Source organism: Solirubrobacter pauli, assembly GCF_003633755.1.
Taxonomy (GTDB): Bacteria; Actinomycetota; Thermoleophilia; order Solirubrobacterales; family Solirubrobacteraceae; genus Solirubrobacter; species Solirubrobacter pauli.
In genome coordinates this window covers 276,197-295,212 of record NZ_RBIL01000001.1, presented here as the reverse complement: position 1 = coordinate 295,212, position 19,016 = coordinate 276,197, and the positions used below count along the sequence as shown (strand labels likewise).

Annotated in this window: 14 protein-coding genes; 3 read left to right on the top strand and 11 right to left on the bottom strand. The window is 68.1% G+C overall.

Features of this window, described 5'->3' with window-relative positions; genetic code table 11:
* The 10 genes from C8N24_RS34545 to C8N24_RS01265 all read right to left on the bottom strand — a co-directional run.
* A partial coding sequence (locus tag C8N24_RS34545) for a M23 family metallopeptidase (protein ID WP_245971901.1) occupies window positions 1–963 on the bottom strand: 963 nt, incomplete at its 3' end.
* 247 nt (window positions 964–1,210) lie between these two features.
* Entirely contained in the window at window positions 1,211–1,777 is a 567-nt protein-coding gene (locus C8N24_RS01310) for a hypothetical protein (protein WP_121247105.1), read from the bottom strand.
* 44 nt (window positions 1,778–1,821) lie between these two features.
* Window positions 1,822–2,484, bottom strand: coding sequence for a hypothetical protein (locus C8N24_RS01305; protein ID WP_121247102.1), 663 nt, complete (start codon window positions 2,482–2,484; stop codon window positions 1,822–1,824).
* Between the two features lie 666 nt (window positions 2,485–3,150).
* Window positions 3,151–3,546: a hypothetical protein gene (locus C8N24_RS01300; protein WP_121247099.1), complete on the bottom strand. Its 396-nt coding sequence runs from the start codon at window positions 3,544–3,546 to the stop codon at window positions 3,151–3,153.
* A 518-nt stretch (window positions 3,547–4,064) separates the two neighbouring features.
* The gene (locus C8N24_RS01295) at window positions 4,065–4,691 is read right to left on the bottom strand and encodes a hypothetical protein (protein WP_121247096.1); all 627 of its coding nucleotides are present in this window, start codon (window positions 4,689–4,691) and stop codon (window positions 4,065–4,067) included.
* 1,765 nt (window positions 4,692–6,456) lie between these two features.
* The gene (locus C8N24_RS01280) at window positions 6,457–6,939 is read right to left on the bottom strand and encodes a protein-export chaperone SecB (RefSeq protein ID WP_170178764.1); all 483 of its coding nucleotides are present in this window, start codon (window positions 6,937–6,939) and stop codon (window positions 6,457–6,459) included.
* A complete protein-coding gene (locus tag C8N24_RS33560; RefSeq protein ID WP_170178763.1) occupies window positions 6,929–7,345 on the bottom strand; it encodes a hypothetical protein in 417 nt (138 codons plus the stop codon). Before C8N24_RS33560 ends, C8N24_RS01280 begins: the two co-directional genes overlap by 11 nt.
* Before the next feature lie 100 nt (window positions 7,346–7,445).
* Entirely contained in the window at window positions 7,446–8,270 is an 825-nt protein-coding gene (locus C8N24_RS01275) for a hypothetical protein (RefSeq protein ID WP_147447546.1), read from the bottom strand.
* Between the two features lie 189 nt (window positions 8,271–8,459).
* Window positions 8,460–8,687, bottom strand: coding sequence for a hypothetical protein (locus C8N24_RS01270; protein WP_121247081.1), 228 nt, complete (start codon window positions 8,685–8,687; stop codon window positions 8,460–8,462).
* Between the two features lie 181 nt (window positions 8,688–8,868).
* A complete protein-coding gene (locus C8N24_RS01265) occupies window positions 8,869–9,687 on the bottom strand; it encodes an HNH endonuclease (RefSeq protein ID WP_121247078.1) in 819 nt (272 codons plus the stop codon).
* A gap of 450 nt (window positions 9,688–10,137) precedes the next feature.
* Between C8N24_RS01265 and C8N24_RS01260 the strand changes: the two genes are divergently transcribed.
* A complete protein-coding gene (locus C8N24_RS01260; RefSeq protein WP_121247074.1) occupies window positions 10,138–10,647 on the top strand; it encodes a tyrosine-type recombinase/integrase in 510 nt (169 codons plus the stop codon).
* 284 nt (window positions 10,648–10,931) lie between these two features.
* Window positions 10,932–15,365, top strand: coding sequence for a hypothetical protein (locus tag C8N24_RS01255; RefSeq protein ID WP_121247070.1), 4,434 nt, complete (start codon window positions 10,932–10,934; stop codon window positions 15,363–15,365).
* A 504-nt stretch (window positions 15,366–15,869) separates the two neighbouring features.
* Here the strand turns inward: C8N24_RS01255 and C8N24_RS01250 are convergent.
* The gene (locus tag C8N24_RS01250; protein ID WP_121247067.1) at window positions 15,870–16,988 is read right to left on the bottom strand and encodes a tyrosine-type recombinase/integrase; all 1,119 of its coding nucleotides are present in this window, start codon (window positions 16,986–16,988) and stop codon (window positions 15,870–15,872) included.
* Between the two features lie 585 nt (window positions 16,989–17,573).
* On the opposite strand from C8N24_RS01250, the gene C8N24_RS01245 reads away from it, so the two are divergent.
* Window positions 17,574–18,995, top strand: a complete 1,422-nt coding sequence (locus C8N24_RS01245) for an MFS transporter (protein ID WP_245971733.1) — start codon at window positions 17,574–17,576, stop codon at window positions 18,993–18,995.
* Window positions 18,996–19,016: the final 21 nt, after the last annotated feature.

Here is a 19,016-nt window from a genome sequence, read left to right as displayed (position 1 = left end):
TAGCGAGCTGGTGATCGTCGGGCCGAAGCTGGTGCCCGTGCTCAGGGTGCATTGAGCGGTGCTGTTCTGGTTGTTGGCGGCGCCGGTCAGGCGGCAAAAGTCGGCCTTGCCGTCACCGTCGAAATCCGCGCGAGACGTCGGCTGGACTACGAACAACTCGTAGGGGCACCCTGCAAAGCTCTTCGACCCGGCATTCGTTGGGCAGACGTCGATACTGTCCTTGACCCCATCGGCGTCCGCATCTGGACAGCCGCTTGTAGTCGCGGGCCCAGCTTGGTCAGGGCAGACGTCATCTTGGTCCGCGGTGCCATCGCTGTCGGCGTCGGGGCAGCCGCTTGTCGAAGATGGCCCCGCTTCGCTCGGGCACCGATCTCCCGAGTCGGGCAACCCGTCGCCATCGCTATCGGCCGGAGCACCGCAAACCACGCCGTCGCTGAACACCGTCTTGCTCTCGGTCGCAATGGAATTCCACGCGTCAGTCCCGAAAGTGCCCGGGTACGTCACGACTGCCGGTCCGTGGCACGCTTTCAGCGCTCCCGGATCGACTCGTTCGCCCCTGACCCGCTTCTCGAAATGGAGATGGTGAGTTGGACACGGGTCGGTGTAACCGGTCGAGCCCATAAGCCCAATCTGCGTCTCGGGGCCGACCCATGCACCGCTGCTGACGGAAAACGAGGCTAGGTGGTAGTAGAAGGTTTCGACGCCTCCGCCGTGGTCCACCCTGATCACGTTCGCTGGAGTTCCCGGACCTCCGCACCCTCCGGACGTTGAGGACACGATCCATGCTTGGCCGGCACCGGCGGCGTAGATTGGGTCGTCTCCGACCCTTTCCGGATCAAGAAGATCAAGCGCCCAATACCCGTGGTACGGTCCGCCGCAGTTGGAGTAGACGCAGCCCACCTTCGCTGGCTTGCGCAACGGAAGCCACTCGGGATACGAATAGCTGCCAGTCGTTCCCCGCATTGCGGTGGAGGACGACGCTGGTGAAGCAGCCGCAGGATTAGCGACTGCGGACAGTCCAGCGACACACAGCAGAAGCAGCATCGTTGCCTTGCGGACCACGGATCCCCCACGTTTGACGGGCTGTGACCACTTCGGTCTGAGGCAGCATCCCCGAACCGCTGAGTCGCAGTCAACTCAGACGATCGTCGAGGGGAGGGTGTACGAGCTCGTTTGCGTAGTCCCCATAACCCGCCTTCGCGAGCGGAGGTCAAGCCGCGCCTACTGCCGGCTGCTCGCTGCTTCGTATCCGCCGGAGCCGTATGTGCGTGCCCGGGGACATGAGCCCAACGACTAGCACGAGCGTCGAGAGCCAACATCCTGCGGCGAGCACGAGCCACACGCTCTTGATGCACTCCGCCGGCTGGACGACGACGAGTGCGACGGCGGCTGCGAAGACGAGCAGCCCGGTAAGGCGGAGCACCGCTCTCGCGGCCCAAAGTAGCTGGGCCCCGACACCTCCTCGGGCTGGACTCGCGATGATTCCGGCAAACAGCGTCGGGCCGGCGAGCATCAAGGTCACGGCCGCGTCGGCTTCCTTCACGAGCGCAGGCACGGCGTAGCGCCCGGCGGTTAGAGCAAAGGCAGCCAACGCCGCCGCCGCGAGAATGCCCGCGACGTACCGGGGTCGCGCTGTGAGCTGCATCGCGAGTAGCGCGTAGGTGCCCTGTGGAGCGGATCCTTCCAGCCGCACGGACGAGACGCGCTGACCGATGTGTTGGCCGTGCGCCGGCCGGTTTGCGTCCGTGGTGTGAAGGAGCGCTGCGCGGATGTCCACGCCTTCCGGGGCGTTGACGACGATCTCGAATGTCGACCCGAGCCCTAGCCCAGGAAGTGCGATCCAGACGCTTGTGGGAGCCCAGCCAAGTCGTTCGGGAAGCCGGCTGTACCACCGACGTGCACTTTGGTCCACCTGGTTCCATGTTTCGATACGGAGAACTCTCTGCGCTCGACCGAATCCCCTCGGATGTGTACGAACAGAGGAACGTTGCGAGAAATGTCGAGCGCGAGCGCCCAGAACAGATCCGAGTCCTGTAGGCCGCGGAGGTGAGGCGTCGTGCGGAGTTCCGCGAGGGCGTCGCTCGCGTAGGTTGGCTCATCGACCGCGATGTCGAACATGAGCCGGCGCACTTCATCGGTCAGAGGCGCATGCCCCTCGGAGAACGCCTGAGCCGCCGCTTCAAGAATCGACGCCGCCATGTCGGCGCTTTCGCGTCTCGTTGCGACCGCCACAAGGGCGCCGGACTCGTCGCGCACGATGACGCGGGAGTTGGATCCTTTACGGATCCACATGACGGGCACGAGATCGATCGGCACTGTGCCGAACCATTTCCGACGCAAGTCCTTCAGCGAGAAGGAGAGCTCGAGCGACCTCGCCACCGTGTCCGCATCTGTGAACTGGATCACCTCAGAGCGCGCATGCACCCACTCGTGCATCTGGCTGATGAGTGCGAACTCAAGTACCCCGACGTCTTCGCGCGTCACCCGTGGCGGAGAGACCGCGCCTCGCGGCGTCCCTCGAGGGGGCGGGCTTTTCCGCGGCACTCGCACTGAGCCGCAGACTTTCGCGAGGATCTGGCGCACGCGTCAGCGACTCTACTTGCCCGGCGAGGCCGCCGTAGCGCGCTCGCGAGGCGCGCGGCGGCTCGTCATAAGTCCTGTTCGCACGCGGCGTCTGAGATCGGCCGGCCTGCCGAGCGATCTAGTCACGGTGAGAGCATGTCGGCTGAGGACGTCTGGATGTAAGTTCACAATCGGCGTGATGCTACGGCCTGGCGCGGAACGCACTGAGGTGGAGCCGGCGTGGCCGCGTCGGTTGACCCGACCCGCGACACCGCTCGTCTACCTCGATCTGAATCAGTGGATCTCTCTCGCCAAGGCGGCGAGCGGGCACGCCGACGGCGCACGCTTCCAGAGCGCCCTCGATGTTCTGCGAGCGCGGAGGGCGGGTTGGACATACGTCATCGGCATGCCGCTGATCATCGAGCTCACTGGCAATCTGCGGCGCGCGCAACGCGCGAACCTAGGCAGGGTGATCGAGGAGTTCACCCACTTTGCGTCGTTGCTTCCGCTGACGGCGATCGCGGCGCTTGAGTTCGACGCGGCACTTGCGCGATGCGCGCAGTCACCGACCGGTTTCCGTCGGTGGATCTACTCGGGCAGGGCGTCATGCACGCGTTCGGTATGCGCGGCGGGTTCCGTGTACGAACTCCAGCCGGAAGGGACGTCACCGAGCACGCTCGACGGACCGCTCGGGTAGGCCAAGAAGAGTTCGACCGTCGAATGCATCAAGCGGCACGGGACCTGGACCGAAACATAATTCGCGGCCCCTCGGACGACCACGAGGAGCAGCAGCTTCGCGCGCTGGGATGGAATCCCGGCGCCGTACGAAAGGTCACCGAGCAACGTGCGCAGCAGCAACGTGATCTCGCCGCCAAACTGACTGCGGAGCCGCGCTGGCGCCGAGGACGGCTTCGTGACTTGGTCGCTGGCGGCTATCTCGCACTTGAGATTGAGGAAGTACGAGACGACGCGCTCCGCGCGCACAACATACGTCTTAGCGAAGCCCTCCAGGATCTAGAGTCGGCCCGTCGCTTCACTGACTCTATGCCGACTGCCGACGCGTAGGTCACACTTGCTACGGCGAAGCACCGCAACGTCAATTCGACGTGGGGCCCAAACGACATCAACGACATCGATGCGCTGTCGACCCCCGTGCCGTACTGCGACGTTGTCGTTGCGGAACGGCATTCGATGCACGTGTTACGACAAGCCAGCGCGGATCAGCGCTTCGAGACCAAGCCACTGACCAGCCGCGATCAGCTCGCCGAAGAACTCGACAAGGCGGCTTAGCGCTCGCTCGCTCGCTCGCTCGCCCGGGGCCGGGGACCACGCCCGCGTCTGGGAGCAGGTTCATCAGGTTCCGCGCGAGCTGCGCTCGCGCACGGGCCGCCATCTGCGCGTTGTTGTTTGTCGGGGGGGCGGGCTCGTCGGAGATGTCCGCGCCCGAAGCTGCCAGCGGCGGGGGCGGCATGCCGTCGGCGTGAGGACGTGCGCGCGGTCGTTTAGCGCTGCGGTGGTTCCGGGCGTTCCGGCGACAGGAGGGTGACGTCCGGCATCTGCTCGTCCTCCGGGGGTGGGGCGTCCAGGCGACCCTGACTGTTGCGGGCCTTGACCGCTTCCAGGAGGAAGGGTTCTAGGTGTTCCGTCGCCGACTCGACGACTACACCACCGGCAAGGACGGCGCGTCCGATGAATCCGGCGGCGGTGTCGAAGGGGTCGCCCGGGAGCAGAAAGCTACTGGTCACGCGCTCGCGAGGGCGGATGGCCTGGTCCGGCTGGAACTGCTTGACGTGGCGGCCGAGGCCCTTCACGTCCTCCATGAAGAGGTCCGAGATGTAGTCCGTCGTCTCGCCGGCGTTGTAGACGACGATGGTGAGCCAGTAGTCCATCGGGAGCGCCGAGACGCACCCGAGCAGGACCGTCGCCGCGGGCTCCGTGAGGATCGGGCGTGCCTCGTGGTTGAACCACACGACGAGGCGCGTCTCGGAGCGCTCCTCGTCCCGCTTCTGCTGCCACGCGAGCGTCTTCTTGCTCACGTTCAGGGCGCGGCGGCTCACCCAGCCAGCGTGCAGACCTATAAGGGCTGCGATCCCGCCAGTGGCGAGGGAGACGATCACGGCGGGTTCCATCCGTTCAAGGATGGCTGCACCACCGGTCGTCTTCTACGCGGCGGGCCGGAGCCGGACGCGCGCTCCGCCGACTTCAACCGTCTCGCAGGTGAGAAGACCGGGGGTTCGGGTCTGGGGCAGGGCGACGCTTGCTCCGCCGGGCCCGCCAGCGGCATGGAGGAGGAGTCCCACGCCGTCGTCCGGGCCGGCGGGAACCGGGCCGTCGATCCGGACGTAGCTGGCGGGGTGGCGTAGCTCGACCTCGGCCCAGCGGCCGGGTAGCGCGTCGGTGCTTTTCATCTTGCGCAGCTTGCCGAGACGCCGCGGCGGGCGTCCTCCCCTACCACGGGAACCTCGCGTACCGCGAGTGCGCGGGGTAACGGTTGCGACCGAACTAACGGATTCCTCTGGCAGGCCGCTCGCTCTCCCAACGCGGTTTAGAATAACTTCCTTCTTCAATCAGCGTGCTGTGGGAAGGACCCCGCAGCTAACAGAGTTGCCCCGGCGCGGCTGGCACCTCCCGGGGGCCTCGCACCAGGAGGTAGGTGCTGATGCAGTCCCACCGTACCGCTGAGAGCGGAGCGCAGTCCACGACGCCGGAGCCGGCGCGTCTCTCCCGGAGGACGTCCGCAGCGCGGTCCTCCGATGCGACCGGGAGACGCCCGCCCCCGCGCCGGAGACGGAGAGTCCGCCCGTACGGGCTCTGCGTCGAGGCCGGGATCGCGGTGGAGGACGCCGCCGCGGACGCCCGCAGCTGGCGGCGCTGCTGGAGCACGACCGGAACATCGCGCTTTACGTCGCCGGCGAGCCCCCTTCGTCCCGCCGAAGAGCTTAGGCCCCGGTACGTCCCTCGTCCGGCACGCCGCGGACGTCCTCACCTTGACGCGGGCCGCGGAGGCGTAGGCGCTCGCTCGAAACGTGGAGGAGCGGGTGGATGAGGACGCGGTCCCAGAGCCGACGGGTCTCCCGGACCCGGAGGGCGGGCGCGGGCGCGTCCCGTCGCCGGAGGACGCCGGCGCGCGGGTCGTCAGCACCGCTTACCTCCCGGCGAGCTGTTCGACCCGGCCTACTGCGCCGCGGGCGGCCAGACCGGGCGGAGTGCACCGGGGAGCTGGTGGACGCGGAGAAGGACGGCCTGCCGGAGCTGCCGGAGGGCTCCGTCTTCGTCCGCTAGTCCGCCCGTACGGCATCGGCTTGGAGGACCCGGAGGAGGTCCCGGCGTCCTCGCTCCCCGGCTTGATCGTCCCGTCCGGCACTGGCGCGAGGGGCACGCAGGCCGTCTACCGGGTCGCGCGATGACCGCCTTTCTGAGCGTTCCGGAGGCCGCCCGCACCTACGCCGCCGTGCGGAAGCGGGACGCGGCCGCCTACGGGGACTCCGCGCCGGGGTACGTCATCCGCGCGGCGGCCCGGCCCGGCCGGGTCCCTGACGCTCTCCGCGTCCACGTAGACCGGCACTCCCTCGACGGCCGCCCGGGCGCACACCGCCTCGGCGTCCGTCCTCGCCTCTACCCCCACGCTCCGGCTCTCCAGAGGAAGCCGTACGAGTGGGCTGGTCCGGTGACGGCGATCCCTGGGGCGCGCTCTAGCGCGGCGCGTAGCTCCTCCATCAACGGCCCCTGGATCGAGCGCGTCGAGGCGGTCATCCGATCAGCGCAGTGATGTCGAGCCCGGCGGGAAGGGGCGAACTTCTCCGCTCGTCGCTTACTGCTTGTACCCGCCGGGGCGGGCGCGCGGCGCGCGGAAAGAGCACCAGGTGCCGTGTCGCGCCCCCGCCGAAGGGACCTCTACCTGGCTTCGTCTTCCACGGGGACCTTCGGAAAGTCGCCCGTCTCGTCGCTGCGCCCGAGGTGGGGGCGAGGGATGCCGATGGTGTAGATGACCAGCGGTGCAGCCCCGGCCGCCGTCGTCAGCTGGGAGATGAAGGCGCGGAGGTAGGGCCAGAGCAGGTGCTCGCCGTTGAAGGACAGCCAGCCGCGGATCTCCTCATCTGGGAGGTCCGGTTGCAGCCACGCGAACATCCCGGTCACGACGAGCTTGATCTCGAACGGGTCCTCGTCCTGCCCTTCCTCACGCTGGAAGTTAACGTCGACGTGCAGGTGCACCCGCCCGTGGTCCCGGTCGTCGGAGACCTCCGCTTCCGTCCGCGTGTTCAGGACATAACTGACGCCGCCCTTGTCCCAGTCGAAGTCCAGGTTCCGACGGAAGTGGACCTCGCTGAGAACCGCGTCGAGTAGCTGGCCCTGCGAGTTGTGAGACTCAGGCGGCAACGTACGAGCCGGTGCCGGCCCGGACCGTCGTCCGGGCGGGCTTCTCGCCCGTCCGCGCCGGCTCCGGAGCGCAGCCGTAGTTGGCCTTCTGGTACGCGGCGACGGCGGGATACGTGCGCGCCTTCTCGTGGTAGACGCCGACGTGCTCCTTCCGCAGGAGCGGCCAGATGTGCTTGGCGAGCAACCCAAGGATGACGCCGTTCGTCGCCTTGCTGACGCGCCCTTCCTTGCCGATGATGAAGCCGCGCGAGAGGTCCATCAGTACCTGGTCGTAGTACTGCGGGTCGCTCGGCTTGTACTGAACGGGCACGAGGTCCGGTCCGAGAACCTGGAAGGGCGCGGAGTAGGAGCGCGGCAGGCACAGGTCATCGCGCACCTCGACCACGACCCGGTCGTCCTGCTCCACGACAAGCCCAACCGGACGCGCCTTATCGTCGGCGACGGTCTCCCAGAGGACTGCGTAGCGGTGGGACACGGGGGTGGCTCCTTCGGGTCCTGGTGCGTGGTCACCAGTTGCTAATTAGGACTGTATCGAGCGTATCTCGTCGGGACTTGAGGAAGACGGCAGTCGCCTCCCTCTCCGCCGGCGTCATGTAGTCGTCCGGCACCTCGTTGATTGCTGCGTCGACGGCATCGTCCCCTACAGACCGGATCCGGTCAAGCAGCAACGCGCGGTCTGGACCCTGTGAGTTCTTCAACGCCATCCGGTACTCCGCGGGCATCAGCGCCGCGATCGTGTTCTCCTGCGGGTCGGGCAGCACCCCGGTCAGGGTCGTCGGGATCAACGGCGCGGCGGGGTCTCCCACGGTCTTACCCGCCGGCCACAACCCGCAGTACCCATGGTCGATGAGCCACAACCGCGAGCCCTTAGCGATGCCCGGACGCGTACCCTCCGGGAGCGGCTCGAAGAGGAAGTTGACGACGCGGCGGTCCATGTTGGCCAACCAGACGTCGAACATCGCCGCCATCGCGTAGGTGTCTTGGTTCGTGACGTTGTCTCGCATCAGGGGCGCTCCGCCGATCTGGATCCAGGAGCGCGCGTTCGGGACGAAGTCGTGCACGCTCGACGGGTGCCCGTCCACCGTGTCCAGCCATGTCTTCGGCACGGGGAGGTCCAGCAGCGTGCCCAGGTGGTAGCCAACCCGCTCCATCCCGATCGAGTACATCTCCGCGGGCATGTACTCCGGCTTCGGGCGCTTCACGATCGCCATCACGTTCGGGTCGGTCTCCGAGCGCATGTGCCGGCGGATCGTGCGCCCGTCGTGGGAGTTCCCGTTGCCGCGCGGGTCCTCTTCCCACTGCACGCCGCTGTTAAGTGGAACAACGCTCACCGCCGCGCATCATGAACCGTGTTCCGGCGCGAAGTCCAGCAGTATCGCTGCATCCGTCTCGACCTGAACGGGAGGTTGAACGTGCGCGGAAAGCGCTCCGGGCCGCCGTCGCGACAGGACTGGACCTCCGTCTAGAACGCTGACGCTTGCTGCGTCCGTACGCTGACAGCGTGCCGCCATGGGGCCGGGTTAGACAGAGTGCGACGTGACGGTGATCACGTGGTAGGTGAGCATCAGCCAGTCCGCCGCGTTGGCGAGCCGCGTCACCGCCTCGTCCGGGGTCGCAGCCTCGACGCGGAATGCGTTGACGTTCTCGCATGAGCGCTCCGCGACGTACTCAATTCCGGGCTCCGCGGAGAGCGCCGCGAGCTCGCGCTCAGAGGCCGCGCCGTCGAAAGAGACGTAGAAGCTGGCCACACCTGCAAGGTACCGAGGCGGGGACGTCGGCGGTCGCGCGCCTTCTGCCGCAGCACCCATCTGGGCCCCGGGGGCGCCGACGGCTTGCCGGCAAAAGCGATGGGAGAACTCGGCTCCGGCGGTCCGGCCGTGTCCCTTTGTCCTTGGGACGTGACGTCACCTGCGGTCGGACCGCCCCCGCTCAACCGGCCTCGAGCCCCCGCAGGCGTGTCTTGAGACCGTTGTTGAAGGTCTCCGCATCCTCGGCGTAGTGCGCGCGGCGGTGGCAGTTCGGGCAGATAGCGATGACCCACCGCGGGTCGTCGAGCCCGCCGTCCGAGAGCCGGCGCGTGTGGTGCGCTTCGAGGAAGGGGCGTCCATCCGGCGTCTTGAACGGCGCGGCCTCCTCGCAGGCCTCGCAGACGCCGTTCGCCCGGCGCAGAACGTAGATCCGCAGCGCTCGGCTCCGCTCGCGCACGCGGCGGGCCGCTTGCTTCGGCTCCTCTACACGCGCTTGGTTCGGCTGCGCGCGCTTGCGTAGCTCGGGCATCGGCACGGCCCACAGCCCGGACGCCTCCGGGGCTCTCACAGTGGGCGGGGGCGCGGACACGGACTCGGCGTTGACGGATGAGAGGTAGAAGACGATCGCGCGCCGCGGCTGACCGTTGACGTCCGGCACGTTGTCCTGGTGCTTCCAGCCGGCGAGCGTCATCTCGTCCATGTAGCGCAGGAACCCGTTGTCCAGGTCCTCGAACAAGTGGAGCTCGGACCCATCCTCCGCGGCGTCTCGGACGCGCTCGTTCGCGCCCTCCATCCGCATGTTGCCGGTCGTGCCCATCCCGAAGTAGCGGTAGACGCCCTCCGGCTCCCAGCCGTCGTCGTACCCGTACGCAGCGCCGCTCTTGCCCGTGATGAGGAAGATGAGGTTGGAGTTCGCCGGCGTGCTGATCCCTTGCTGGGTCTGTCCGCCGTACTGCGCGTGGAGGTCTCTCCGCCGATACTCAGCCCCGATCTCGAACATGGCGCGCGACAGTAGCTGAGCGCGCGGTCCCTCCGCGCGGCTGACCGAGCTCCGCACCCCGAGACGGCGGGTGGTGCGCAGGGGGAAATGGCCGAGGTCAACGCGGGCTCCGGGAGGTCCTGGAGCGGGTCGAGCCCGACTACTGCGCCTCGGCTCCGGCCCGTCGTGCAGGTCCTCCCGTCCTCCGGCCGGAAGCCCTCGCCCTCCTGGGCGGACAGCGGAGCGAGCCGACGCTGCTCCCCGCCGCTGAGAGGCACCCACGGTGGTCCCACCGCTCGGCGCCGCCAAGGCACGCCCTGACCGAAAAGGACGGACCGCCCAGCCGCAACGTCGTTGCTGGACTCGCGGGCACTCCGCAGCCCGGACGTGCGCCGAGTCGAGGTCGACCCCAAGGAGGCCCGTGCGCTCTCGCACGAGCAGCTCCGCGCGCTGCAATGAGAGACCGATCGGATGTCATCGAGCCGTGACCGGGCGATCGTGACGGTGCTGCTGGCGACCGGCATCCGGATCGGCGAGCTCTCGATGCTCGAGATCGACGATGTGCGGCTGACCCAGCGGACCGGCGAGCTCGTCCTGCGAGATGGCAAAGGCGATCGGCGGCGGATGGTGCCGTTGAACCGGCCGGCGCGGGCCGCGCTGTGCGAATGGCTGGCCGACCGTGCCGGTCACCACAGCCAGCCGAGCGTGACGAGCGGACCGGTATGGATCTCCCGGACTGGCGAACCGCTCTCGGTGCGCTCGATCAGCAAGGTCGTCACCGCCGTCATGGCGAAGGCCGGCATTGAGGACTCCGCTGACGCCCTGCGACACACAGTTGCGACGCGTCTGGTCCACGAGCACGGCCAAGATCTCGTATTGGTCGCCGACATTCTCGGCCACGCTGACGTCAAGACCACTCGCCGCTACGCGCGCTCGGACCTCGAGCAACGACGCGCGGCGCTCGAGCGGCTTGCCGACTGACGACTCGGCCGGCTGCGATTCCGCGCCCTAGTTTGGCGTCTGTCGAAACTAGCGTCTATCCACAGAAAGACTAATTTCGGCCCGTCGTCGAACCAGCGTGCCTCGGGGTACCGAACGTCACGGCGGGGCTCATTGCCCCCGGCTGGTCCATCCGCTCGGAGTCCTATGGAGAGCGGGAGTCGTGCCGGTTTGATCGCCAGACGCTCGTCTGCGCGCCGCCCGATCTCTGCGCAACACTGCCGGCGAGTCGGGACGAGGGTCCGGCGGCCTAAGCTGGCGGCAGAGTGAGCCCGCGCGCCGGAGGAGAGGCAGACAAGATCGGCAACCGCTACGAGGGCCGTTGGGCAGTCAGCTGGCTGCTCGCGGTGCTGGCCGGGCGGGTACGCAGCATCGCGATCGAGGAACGCGGCCGCGGTGGCGAGGGTGTCGAGTTCACCGTCATCGACAACAACGGCGCCGAGGCGTCCCATCAGGTTAAGCGCCAGCGGGGTAACCGCAACGGCTGGAGCCTGCGGGAGTTGGAAACCGAGGGCGTGCTGGCGGCCGCGGCGGCGCAGGTCGCTCGCGGGCGTCAATTCTGGTTCGTCTCGCTGGTCCCGGCGCGAGACCTCGATGAGCTCAGCGACCAGGCCCGACGCAGCGACGATCTCGACGCCCTGCGCAGCTCGATCAGCAGAGAGCTCAACGCCAAGTTTTCGCTGCTGGTGGACATCTGGGGCGACGCTGCCCAAACCTTTGAGATCCTGCGAGGCGTCTACGTCGAATGGCCCGGCGAGCGTCACCTCACTGCGACGAACGCCGCGTTGGCCGAGCTTCTGCTCGGGGCGCCAGGCGCGGCTACCGCGGCCTGTTTGGCCGACCTGATCAACGACCATCTCGGCGAGACTCTCGACGCCGAGGCCATTGAAGAGGCTCTAGGCGGCTACGGGCTCGCGCGACGGGCCGATACCGGCCCGCAGAGCGTCAACGCCGTGAAGGGCACACTGGATGCCTGGACGAACAGCGTCGAACGGGAGCTGCTTGACCCCGAGATTCCGCGCGAGGAGGCGGCCGAGGTCGCCGACCGCCTGCGCTCGGGGCACGATAAGGTCCTGCTTATTGCCGGCGCGGCCGGGCACGGCAAGAGCGCGGTCTTGCACCAAGCGGTCAGAGACATTGCCGGAGGCTGGCCGGTGTTGGCCATGCGCCTGGACGACCGTGGTGAGTTCGGCTCGACGCAGGAGCTGGGCGCGTCCCTCGGCCTCGACGGCTCGCCAGTCCCGATTCTGGCTGCCGCGGCCGGCGGCGGCGACTGCTTGCTCGTCGTCGACCAGCTTGACGCGCTCAGTCTGGCCTCCGGCCGCCTGCCGCTGCGCTTCAATCACATCGCAAAAATGATCGAAGAGGCGGCCGCATTTCCCGCAATGCGGGTCCTGCTCGCCTGCCGACAGTTCGACATCGACAACGACCACCGTCTGAAGCGGCTGGTGGACAAGGATGGACCCGCCCAGCAGATGTCGATCGGGCCACTCGACGACGCTCAGGTCACCGCCGCGGTCAACACGATGGGCCTCGACCCAACGCGCCTTACCTCCGCGCAGCTCGACCTGCTGAAAGCGCCCCTGCACCTCGTCCTGCTTGACGCGATCGCCGACCAGCCCGCTGCGCTGGCATTCGTGTCGGCCCAGGGGCTGATGGACGCCTTCTACGTGCGAAAGCGCAACATCAGTCAGGCTCGCCGCGATCAGCCAGTGCGATTCGACGAGACCGTCGGCCTGCTCGTCGAGAACATGAGCTCCCATCAGCGGCTGCACGTGCCCGAGGCGGTCGTCGAGAGCGCGGGCTACATGCCGGACGCCAAGGTGCTTGAGTCAGAGCACGTCCTCGTCGAGCGCCCCGGCGCCTTCACCTTTTTCCACGAGGCGTTCTTCGACCACGCTTTCGCCCGACGCTGGCTGGCGCGCGAGCAAACGCTGGTGACATTCCTGCTGGAAGGTGAGCAGGAGCTCTTCCGGCGAGCTCAGGTTCGCGCAGTCCTCGTCTACCTACGAGACAAAGAGCCCGAGCGGTTCGTCTCCGAAGTGGAGGGCTTGCTTGCCGACCACGCCATCCGCTTCCACATCAAGGAGGTCGTGCTCGCCTTGCTGCGCGACCTCGATGAGCCGACCGCGGCCGAGTGGCTGATGGTCCAGCGCGTCCTCGACAGCGGCCCCGCCTTCTCAGACCGCCTCGTGTCTGCCCTGCGGAAGCCGGCGTGGTTCGATCGGCTTGACCAAGAGGGTGTCATCGCCGCTTGGCTTTCCGGTGACCAAGAGCAGTTCGCTCGCGCAGCGGAGGTGATGCTGTCGGTCACGAAGGAGCGGCCGGACCGGCTGTCCGAGCTTCTCGATCCGCTCAAGGGCCACGACTCGTTCGGCGGGCTAATGCGCTTCATCGGTTTTCGGGTCGATGTCCACGAGTCCCGAGCCTTCTTCGAGTTGACGCTCGCAGCCGTTCGCGCGGGCGTCTTCGACGACGCGGCGCACGACCTCTTCCTAGGCTCGCACGCACTCGGCGACGAGGAGCCGGAGTGGGCCGTCGAGCTTCTACGCGCGTGGCTGGCTGAGCGCCCCGGTGCCCTCGACCTCGACGCTGACGGCAAGGTCGCCGCGCTTGACGGCCGCGACCACGGCACCCAGGAGATCATCGCTGCGGCCGCCGCCGGCGCGTCCGCGGCGTTCGCCGAGTTCACCGTGCCCTACCTCGTGTCGGTCATGGCCCTCACCAGCGACGGTGACCGCCGGCCTAAACGCGACCGGCACTTTGGCTACCGCACCTACAACAACCGCCACCACGACGTCGACGACGCGCTGCTCTACGCCGCGCGCGATGCGCTGCGAGCGCTCATCGCCGGCGGTCAGCACGAGAGTGCCGGGCCGCTGCTTGACCAGTTAGCCGCTGACGAGCACGACGCGAGCCAGTGGCTGCTCTACGAGGCGATGGCCGCCGACGGCGAGCACTACGCCGACTGGGCCGGAAAGCTGCTTTGCGAGGGCGAGCACCGTCTTCTGTCCGGCTACAACTGCAACTCTTACTGGGCGGCCCGCGCGTTGATCTTCGCCATCGGCCCGTTTCTCTCTCAGGAGCGCTTTGACGCCTTGGAGGAGGCTCTGATCTCCTTCCGGCCCGCGTTCGAGTCCCTGCCTTTCGGGCACGGTTCGTTCACTTTGCTCTCGGCGCTGCCCGAGGATCGGCTCTCCGAACTGGCGCGTGGTCGACTGCGTGAGTTGCGCCGGGTCTTCGGAGACGAGCCCAATCCGCCGACCGGGGTTATTGTCGGCTCGGTCGGTTCGCCGATCCCGGCTGCGGCCATCGAGAAGATGAGCGACGAGCAGTGGCTCCGAGCCGTTGCCAAGCACGCCGACGAGTCGCGGGACTGGAGTCGCTTCACCGGGGGCGCCACCGAGCTGGCCCGCGACCTGGAGCAGGCGACCGTCGCCGATCCCGAGCGGTTCGCCCGGCTCGCCCTCCGACTTGACGAGAGTTCTCATCCGGCCTACTTGGACGGGGTTCTGCGCGGCCTGCGACAGTCGGAGCCGATCGCGCCCGAGACCGTCTTCGAGGTCATGCGTCACGTCGCGTCGCTGAACCGCCGCGACAACGATCGCTCGCTGCCCGACGCCCTACGCAACTACCTCGACGCCGACGTCCCCACGGACATCATCGAGCTGGTCATCGACGTCGCCCTGCTCTCCCCGGACCCGGAGGACGAGGCCTGGCAGCGCGAGGCCTGGGCGGGAAAGCGCTTCTACAACGGCGACCCGTTCGGCAACGGGATGAACACCGCCCGGGGCTGGGCCGCCCTCACACTCGGCGACGTACTCATCCATGACGCCGACGGCAGCCGAAGCGCCCTGCTGGCGCCGCATCTCGCGCACATGGCGACCGACCCGAGCCTGGCGGTCCGCTCGTGTGTCGCCCACACACTCGCCGCCGCACTGCGACACGCCCGTGCGGAGGTGGCCGAGGCGTTCCCGACGCTGGTCGAGGCGCCTGACGAGCTGCTCGCCACCCGGTTCGTCGAGGAACTCGTCATCTACCTCGGCTTCACCGACACCGCACTTGTCGAAGCGATGGTCGAGCGCATGCTCGCCTCCAATCTCGACGCGGTCACGCAGGCCGGCGGGCGCGTCGCCGCGTACGCCGGCTTGGAGCTCGGCCTCCCAGGCCTCCTCGACGAGGCCGTTCGCAGCACATTGCCCGAGATCCGCCGCGGCGCCGCCACCATCTGCGCTCACCGACTGAGCATCACCGCCGAGTCCGACCGGGCGGCTTCCGCGCTCGCCGACCTCTTCGACGACGCCGATGAGACTGTCCGCTCCGAGGCCGCCCAGGTCGCATCGGCGCTGCGCGAGAAGCCGCTGGGGCCACACCTCGAGTTGATCGAACGCCTCATCGCCTCAGCGGCCTTCGAGCCAGCGTGCACGCAGTTGCTAATCACCCTCGACCGCGCCACCGAGCGCGTTGACGAGCTGATCGTGGCGACCACGCGTCGCTTCCTGGACTGCTACCGGGGGCAGCTGTCGAGCATCGCCACGCACGCCGCCGCCGACGCGCGCGAGATTGGGACCCTCCTGCTCCGCGCTTACGCCCAGGCCCAGGACGCGGCGGCTCGTGGCGAGGTCCTCGACCTGATCGACGACCTGTTGATCGAGGCTGCCTACGACTTCGCTAAAACGGTCGGGGAGGCCGAGCGGTAGCCGTCCCGGTCAGTCCTGTAGCTGAAGCGGGCCGTCGGGAAACAACCCGACGTGCTCGGCGAGCCGCGACGTCGCCTCAACGAGCCCGGCAGCCCGAACGGACCGGCTCGGTCAACGGTGCTCACCTGGGCGAGAGTAAGGGGTTCGACTGCTAGCTGCCCTGAGCGGCGCCCGAAGCTGTCCATCGCACGCACTTCCGTGCCGGGCCAGGCGCCCTTGCGCTCCTCTCACCGATCGCTGCACGGGCAATTCCGCATTGGACCGGAGCCGAAAGTAGCTCTTCTCGACGAACTCGCCGCTTTCGCTTTCGCGTGGAGGTCGGAGTCCACGGGGGGGGCGTGCGACGAGGCGCCGCCCTTGGCCGTCCGCTGCGGCGGACGGCCGGTGACGGGGTGATCGGGTCCGTGTCAACGTCCGGCGTGCTCCATCAGGCACGCACGGCTTCAGCTGTGGTTGGACGTCCTGGTGCTGCGGCGACATCCGCCGCCGCCGCGTTCGCTGATGTCAGGCGGCGAAGGCCTCGTCGATCATGTCGGCTTCATGGTCGTCGGGCTGGTAGTGCGCGTAGACCTGGGTGGTCTTGATGTCGGCGTGGCCCATCCAGTACTGCAGCCGGCGCAACGCGACGCCGCTGGCGGCCATGCGCGTGCCGAAGGTGTGGCGTAGCTCGTGGAACGTGATTTCGCGGACTTCGGCGCGGTCGCGTGCGGCCTTGAAGCGCCGCACGAGTTTGGAGCGATCGAGCGGCTTGCCGGTCTCCGGGTGTGCGAAGACGAGGTCGCCGTCTCGCGGGTACAGTGATCGCTCGCGGAGCGCGTTGAGGTTGTTGGCGACGCGCTCGGCCATGGGCACCGAGCGGGAGGAGTCGCTGGACTTCGGGTCGATGAACTCTCCGCGCACGTAGGGCGCGACGACGCGGATCTTGCGTGCGTGAAAGTCCACGTCGCGCCAGCGCATGCCGATGAGCTCGCCTTGTCGCAGGCCGGTCATGGCAGCGACCAGGTAGAGGGTCGGCTCGATGCTGCCGAACGCGTCGCCCGGATAGTCGATCGCGAGCAGCCGCTCGAGCTCCTCTTGGTCGAGGAACTGGATGCGCGTCTGATTGCTGCGCACGATTGGCCGGTCGGCCAGCTTGACCGGGTTCGTGCTGCACCAGCCGCGGCGCAGCCCGATCTCGAAGGCGCTGTGGATGGTGACGAGGTGGTTGCGGATGGTCTTCATCGCCAGCGTCTTACGCTTGACGGCGATGTAGCGCTCGATGTCTGAGACCGTGATCTTGCCGAGATCCTTGCCGGCGAAGAACGGCACGATGTGATTGCGCAGGTCAGACGCGACGGTCATCCGGTGCGACTTCTTGCGGCCCTTGACCTCCAGCGACAGCGAGAGCTGCTCGCCGGCCTGCTCCATCGTCACGCGTGGAGCGGAGATCGTGCCCGCTTCGGCGTCGCGGACGCGTCGCATCTCCTTCTCGGCCTGGGTACGCGTGAGCCCGTCGCGCTCGCCGGGAGTGCGTGCCGGGCCGATCTTGCGCTTGACCCGTCGGCCGTCAGGGCCGTACCAGGACCCGTACCAAGAGCCGCCATCGATCCGCAGAGATCCCGTACCGTAGGTGCGCCGCGCCATCAGTCTTTCCAATCGTCACGCGCCGCCGGATCCTGAGGCTCGGGTACCAATCCGAGTACCAATTTGAGCCGATCGTGCTCGAGCGTACTTGAAGTCAACCCACGTATTTGCAGGCATTTCTCGGTAGGCCGAAACACGAAATCCGTCTGGGGGCCGGGCGGTCGCAGGTTCAAATCCTGTCTCCCCGACTACACGAAAGGCCCGCTACGGCGGGCCTTTCGGCGTTCAGGGACGAGCTGGACGGTCGACAAGGCCGCGCTCAGAGCGACGAAGCCAAGCGCCGCCGCTCACACCGCGAGCGTGAAGAAGACATCCCACGCGGCGGCCATCTCGGCGTAGACCGGGCCGTGCGCGCGGTGGTTGAGCTCGCGGTCGAGTCGCTGGCGCGAGGGCCTTCAGAGCGTCGACGCCATGGCTCGTGTGGCGGCAGGTCGGAATAAAAAGACCATCGGTCTCTTGACAATAGACCAGTGGTCTGTTTCCATGGGTTCAGAAGAGACCGATGGTCTCATAACCCTCTGGAGTTGATCGCGCATGTCCACCGACACACCGCCAACCACGAGCACGAGCCGCCGGAGGTGGCTTGTGCTCGCGATCATCGGGCTGGCGCAGCTGATGGTCGTGCTCGACGCGACGATCGTGAACATCGCGCTGCCGTCCGCGCAGGCGGACCTCGGGTTCACGGACGAGTCGCGGCAGTGGATCGTCACCTCGTATGCGCTGGCGTTCGGCAGCCTGCTGCTGCTCGGTGGGCGGCTCGGTGATGTCTTCGGCCGCAAGCGGGTGTTCATCGTCGGGCTCGCCGGGTTCGCCGGGGCGTCCGCGCTGGGCGGGTTCGCGTCCTCGTTCGGGATGCTCGTCGGGGCCCGGGCGCTGCAGGGGGCGTTCGGCGCGCTGCTCGCGCCGGCGGCGTTGAGCCTGCTGACGACGACGTTCACGGAGCCGCAGGAGCGCAACCGGGCCTTCTCGGTCTTCGGCGTGATCGGGGCCTCTGGGGCGGCGATCGGCCTGATCCTCGGTGGAGCGCTGACCGAGCTGCTCGACTGGCGCTGGACGATGTTCGTCAACCTGTTCCTCGCGGTGCCGGCGGCTGTGGCGGCCTTGCGGTTGCTGCCGCGGGATGCGGTCGCGGGGCAGCGCACGCCGATCGACCTGCCCGGCACGCTGACGGCGTCGGGTGGTCTGTTCGCGCTGGTGTACGGGTTCTCGAGCGCTGAGTCGGACGGGTGGGGTGCGCCGATCACGATCGCGGCCCTGGTCGCGGGTGTGGCGCTGCTGGTCGCGTTCGTGGTCGTCGAGCGGCGGGTCGAGCATCCGCTGCTGCCGCTGCGGGTCGTCGCGCACCGGGCTCGCGCGGGTGGCTTCCTCGCGATCGCGCTCGTGGGCGCCGGGCTGTTCGGCGTGTTCCTGTTCCTCACGTACTACATGCAGCAGACCCTGGGCTTCTCGCCGCTCGAGTCGGGGCTGGCGTTCCTGCCCCTGATGGCGATGCTGATGCCGACCGGTGCGATCGGGCAGATGCGACTGCTGCCGCGGTTCGGTCCGCGGCCGGTGGTGGCGGCCGGGATGGCGCTGAGCGCGGGGGCGATGCTCATGCTCACGGGGGTCGAGGCCGGGTCGAGCTACGCGTCCGCGGTGCTGCCGGCGCTGCTGGTGATCGGCGTGGGCCTCGGGCTCGTCTTCGGCATCGCCATGGACACGGCGGTCCGTGGGGTGGAGGGCGCCGACGCGGGAGTGGCTTCCGCGCTGGTGAACACCGGGCAGCAGATCGGTGGCTCGATCGGCACGGCGCTGCTGAGCACGTTGGCGGCGGGGGCGGCGGGCGCGTACGCGTCCTCGCACCCGGGTGTGGCGGACCTCGCGGCGCAGAGCGCCGTCCACGGCTACACGGTCGCGTTCACGTGGTCGGCGGCGATCTTCGCGGTCGGCGCGATCGCGGCGTGGGTGCTGCTGCCGTCGGAGGCGCCGGACGTCGCCGTGGGTGCCGAGCCGGTGTTCGCCCACTGAGATGAGCGGACCGGCCCCCTA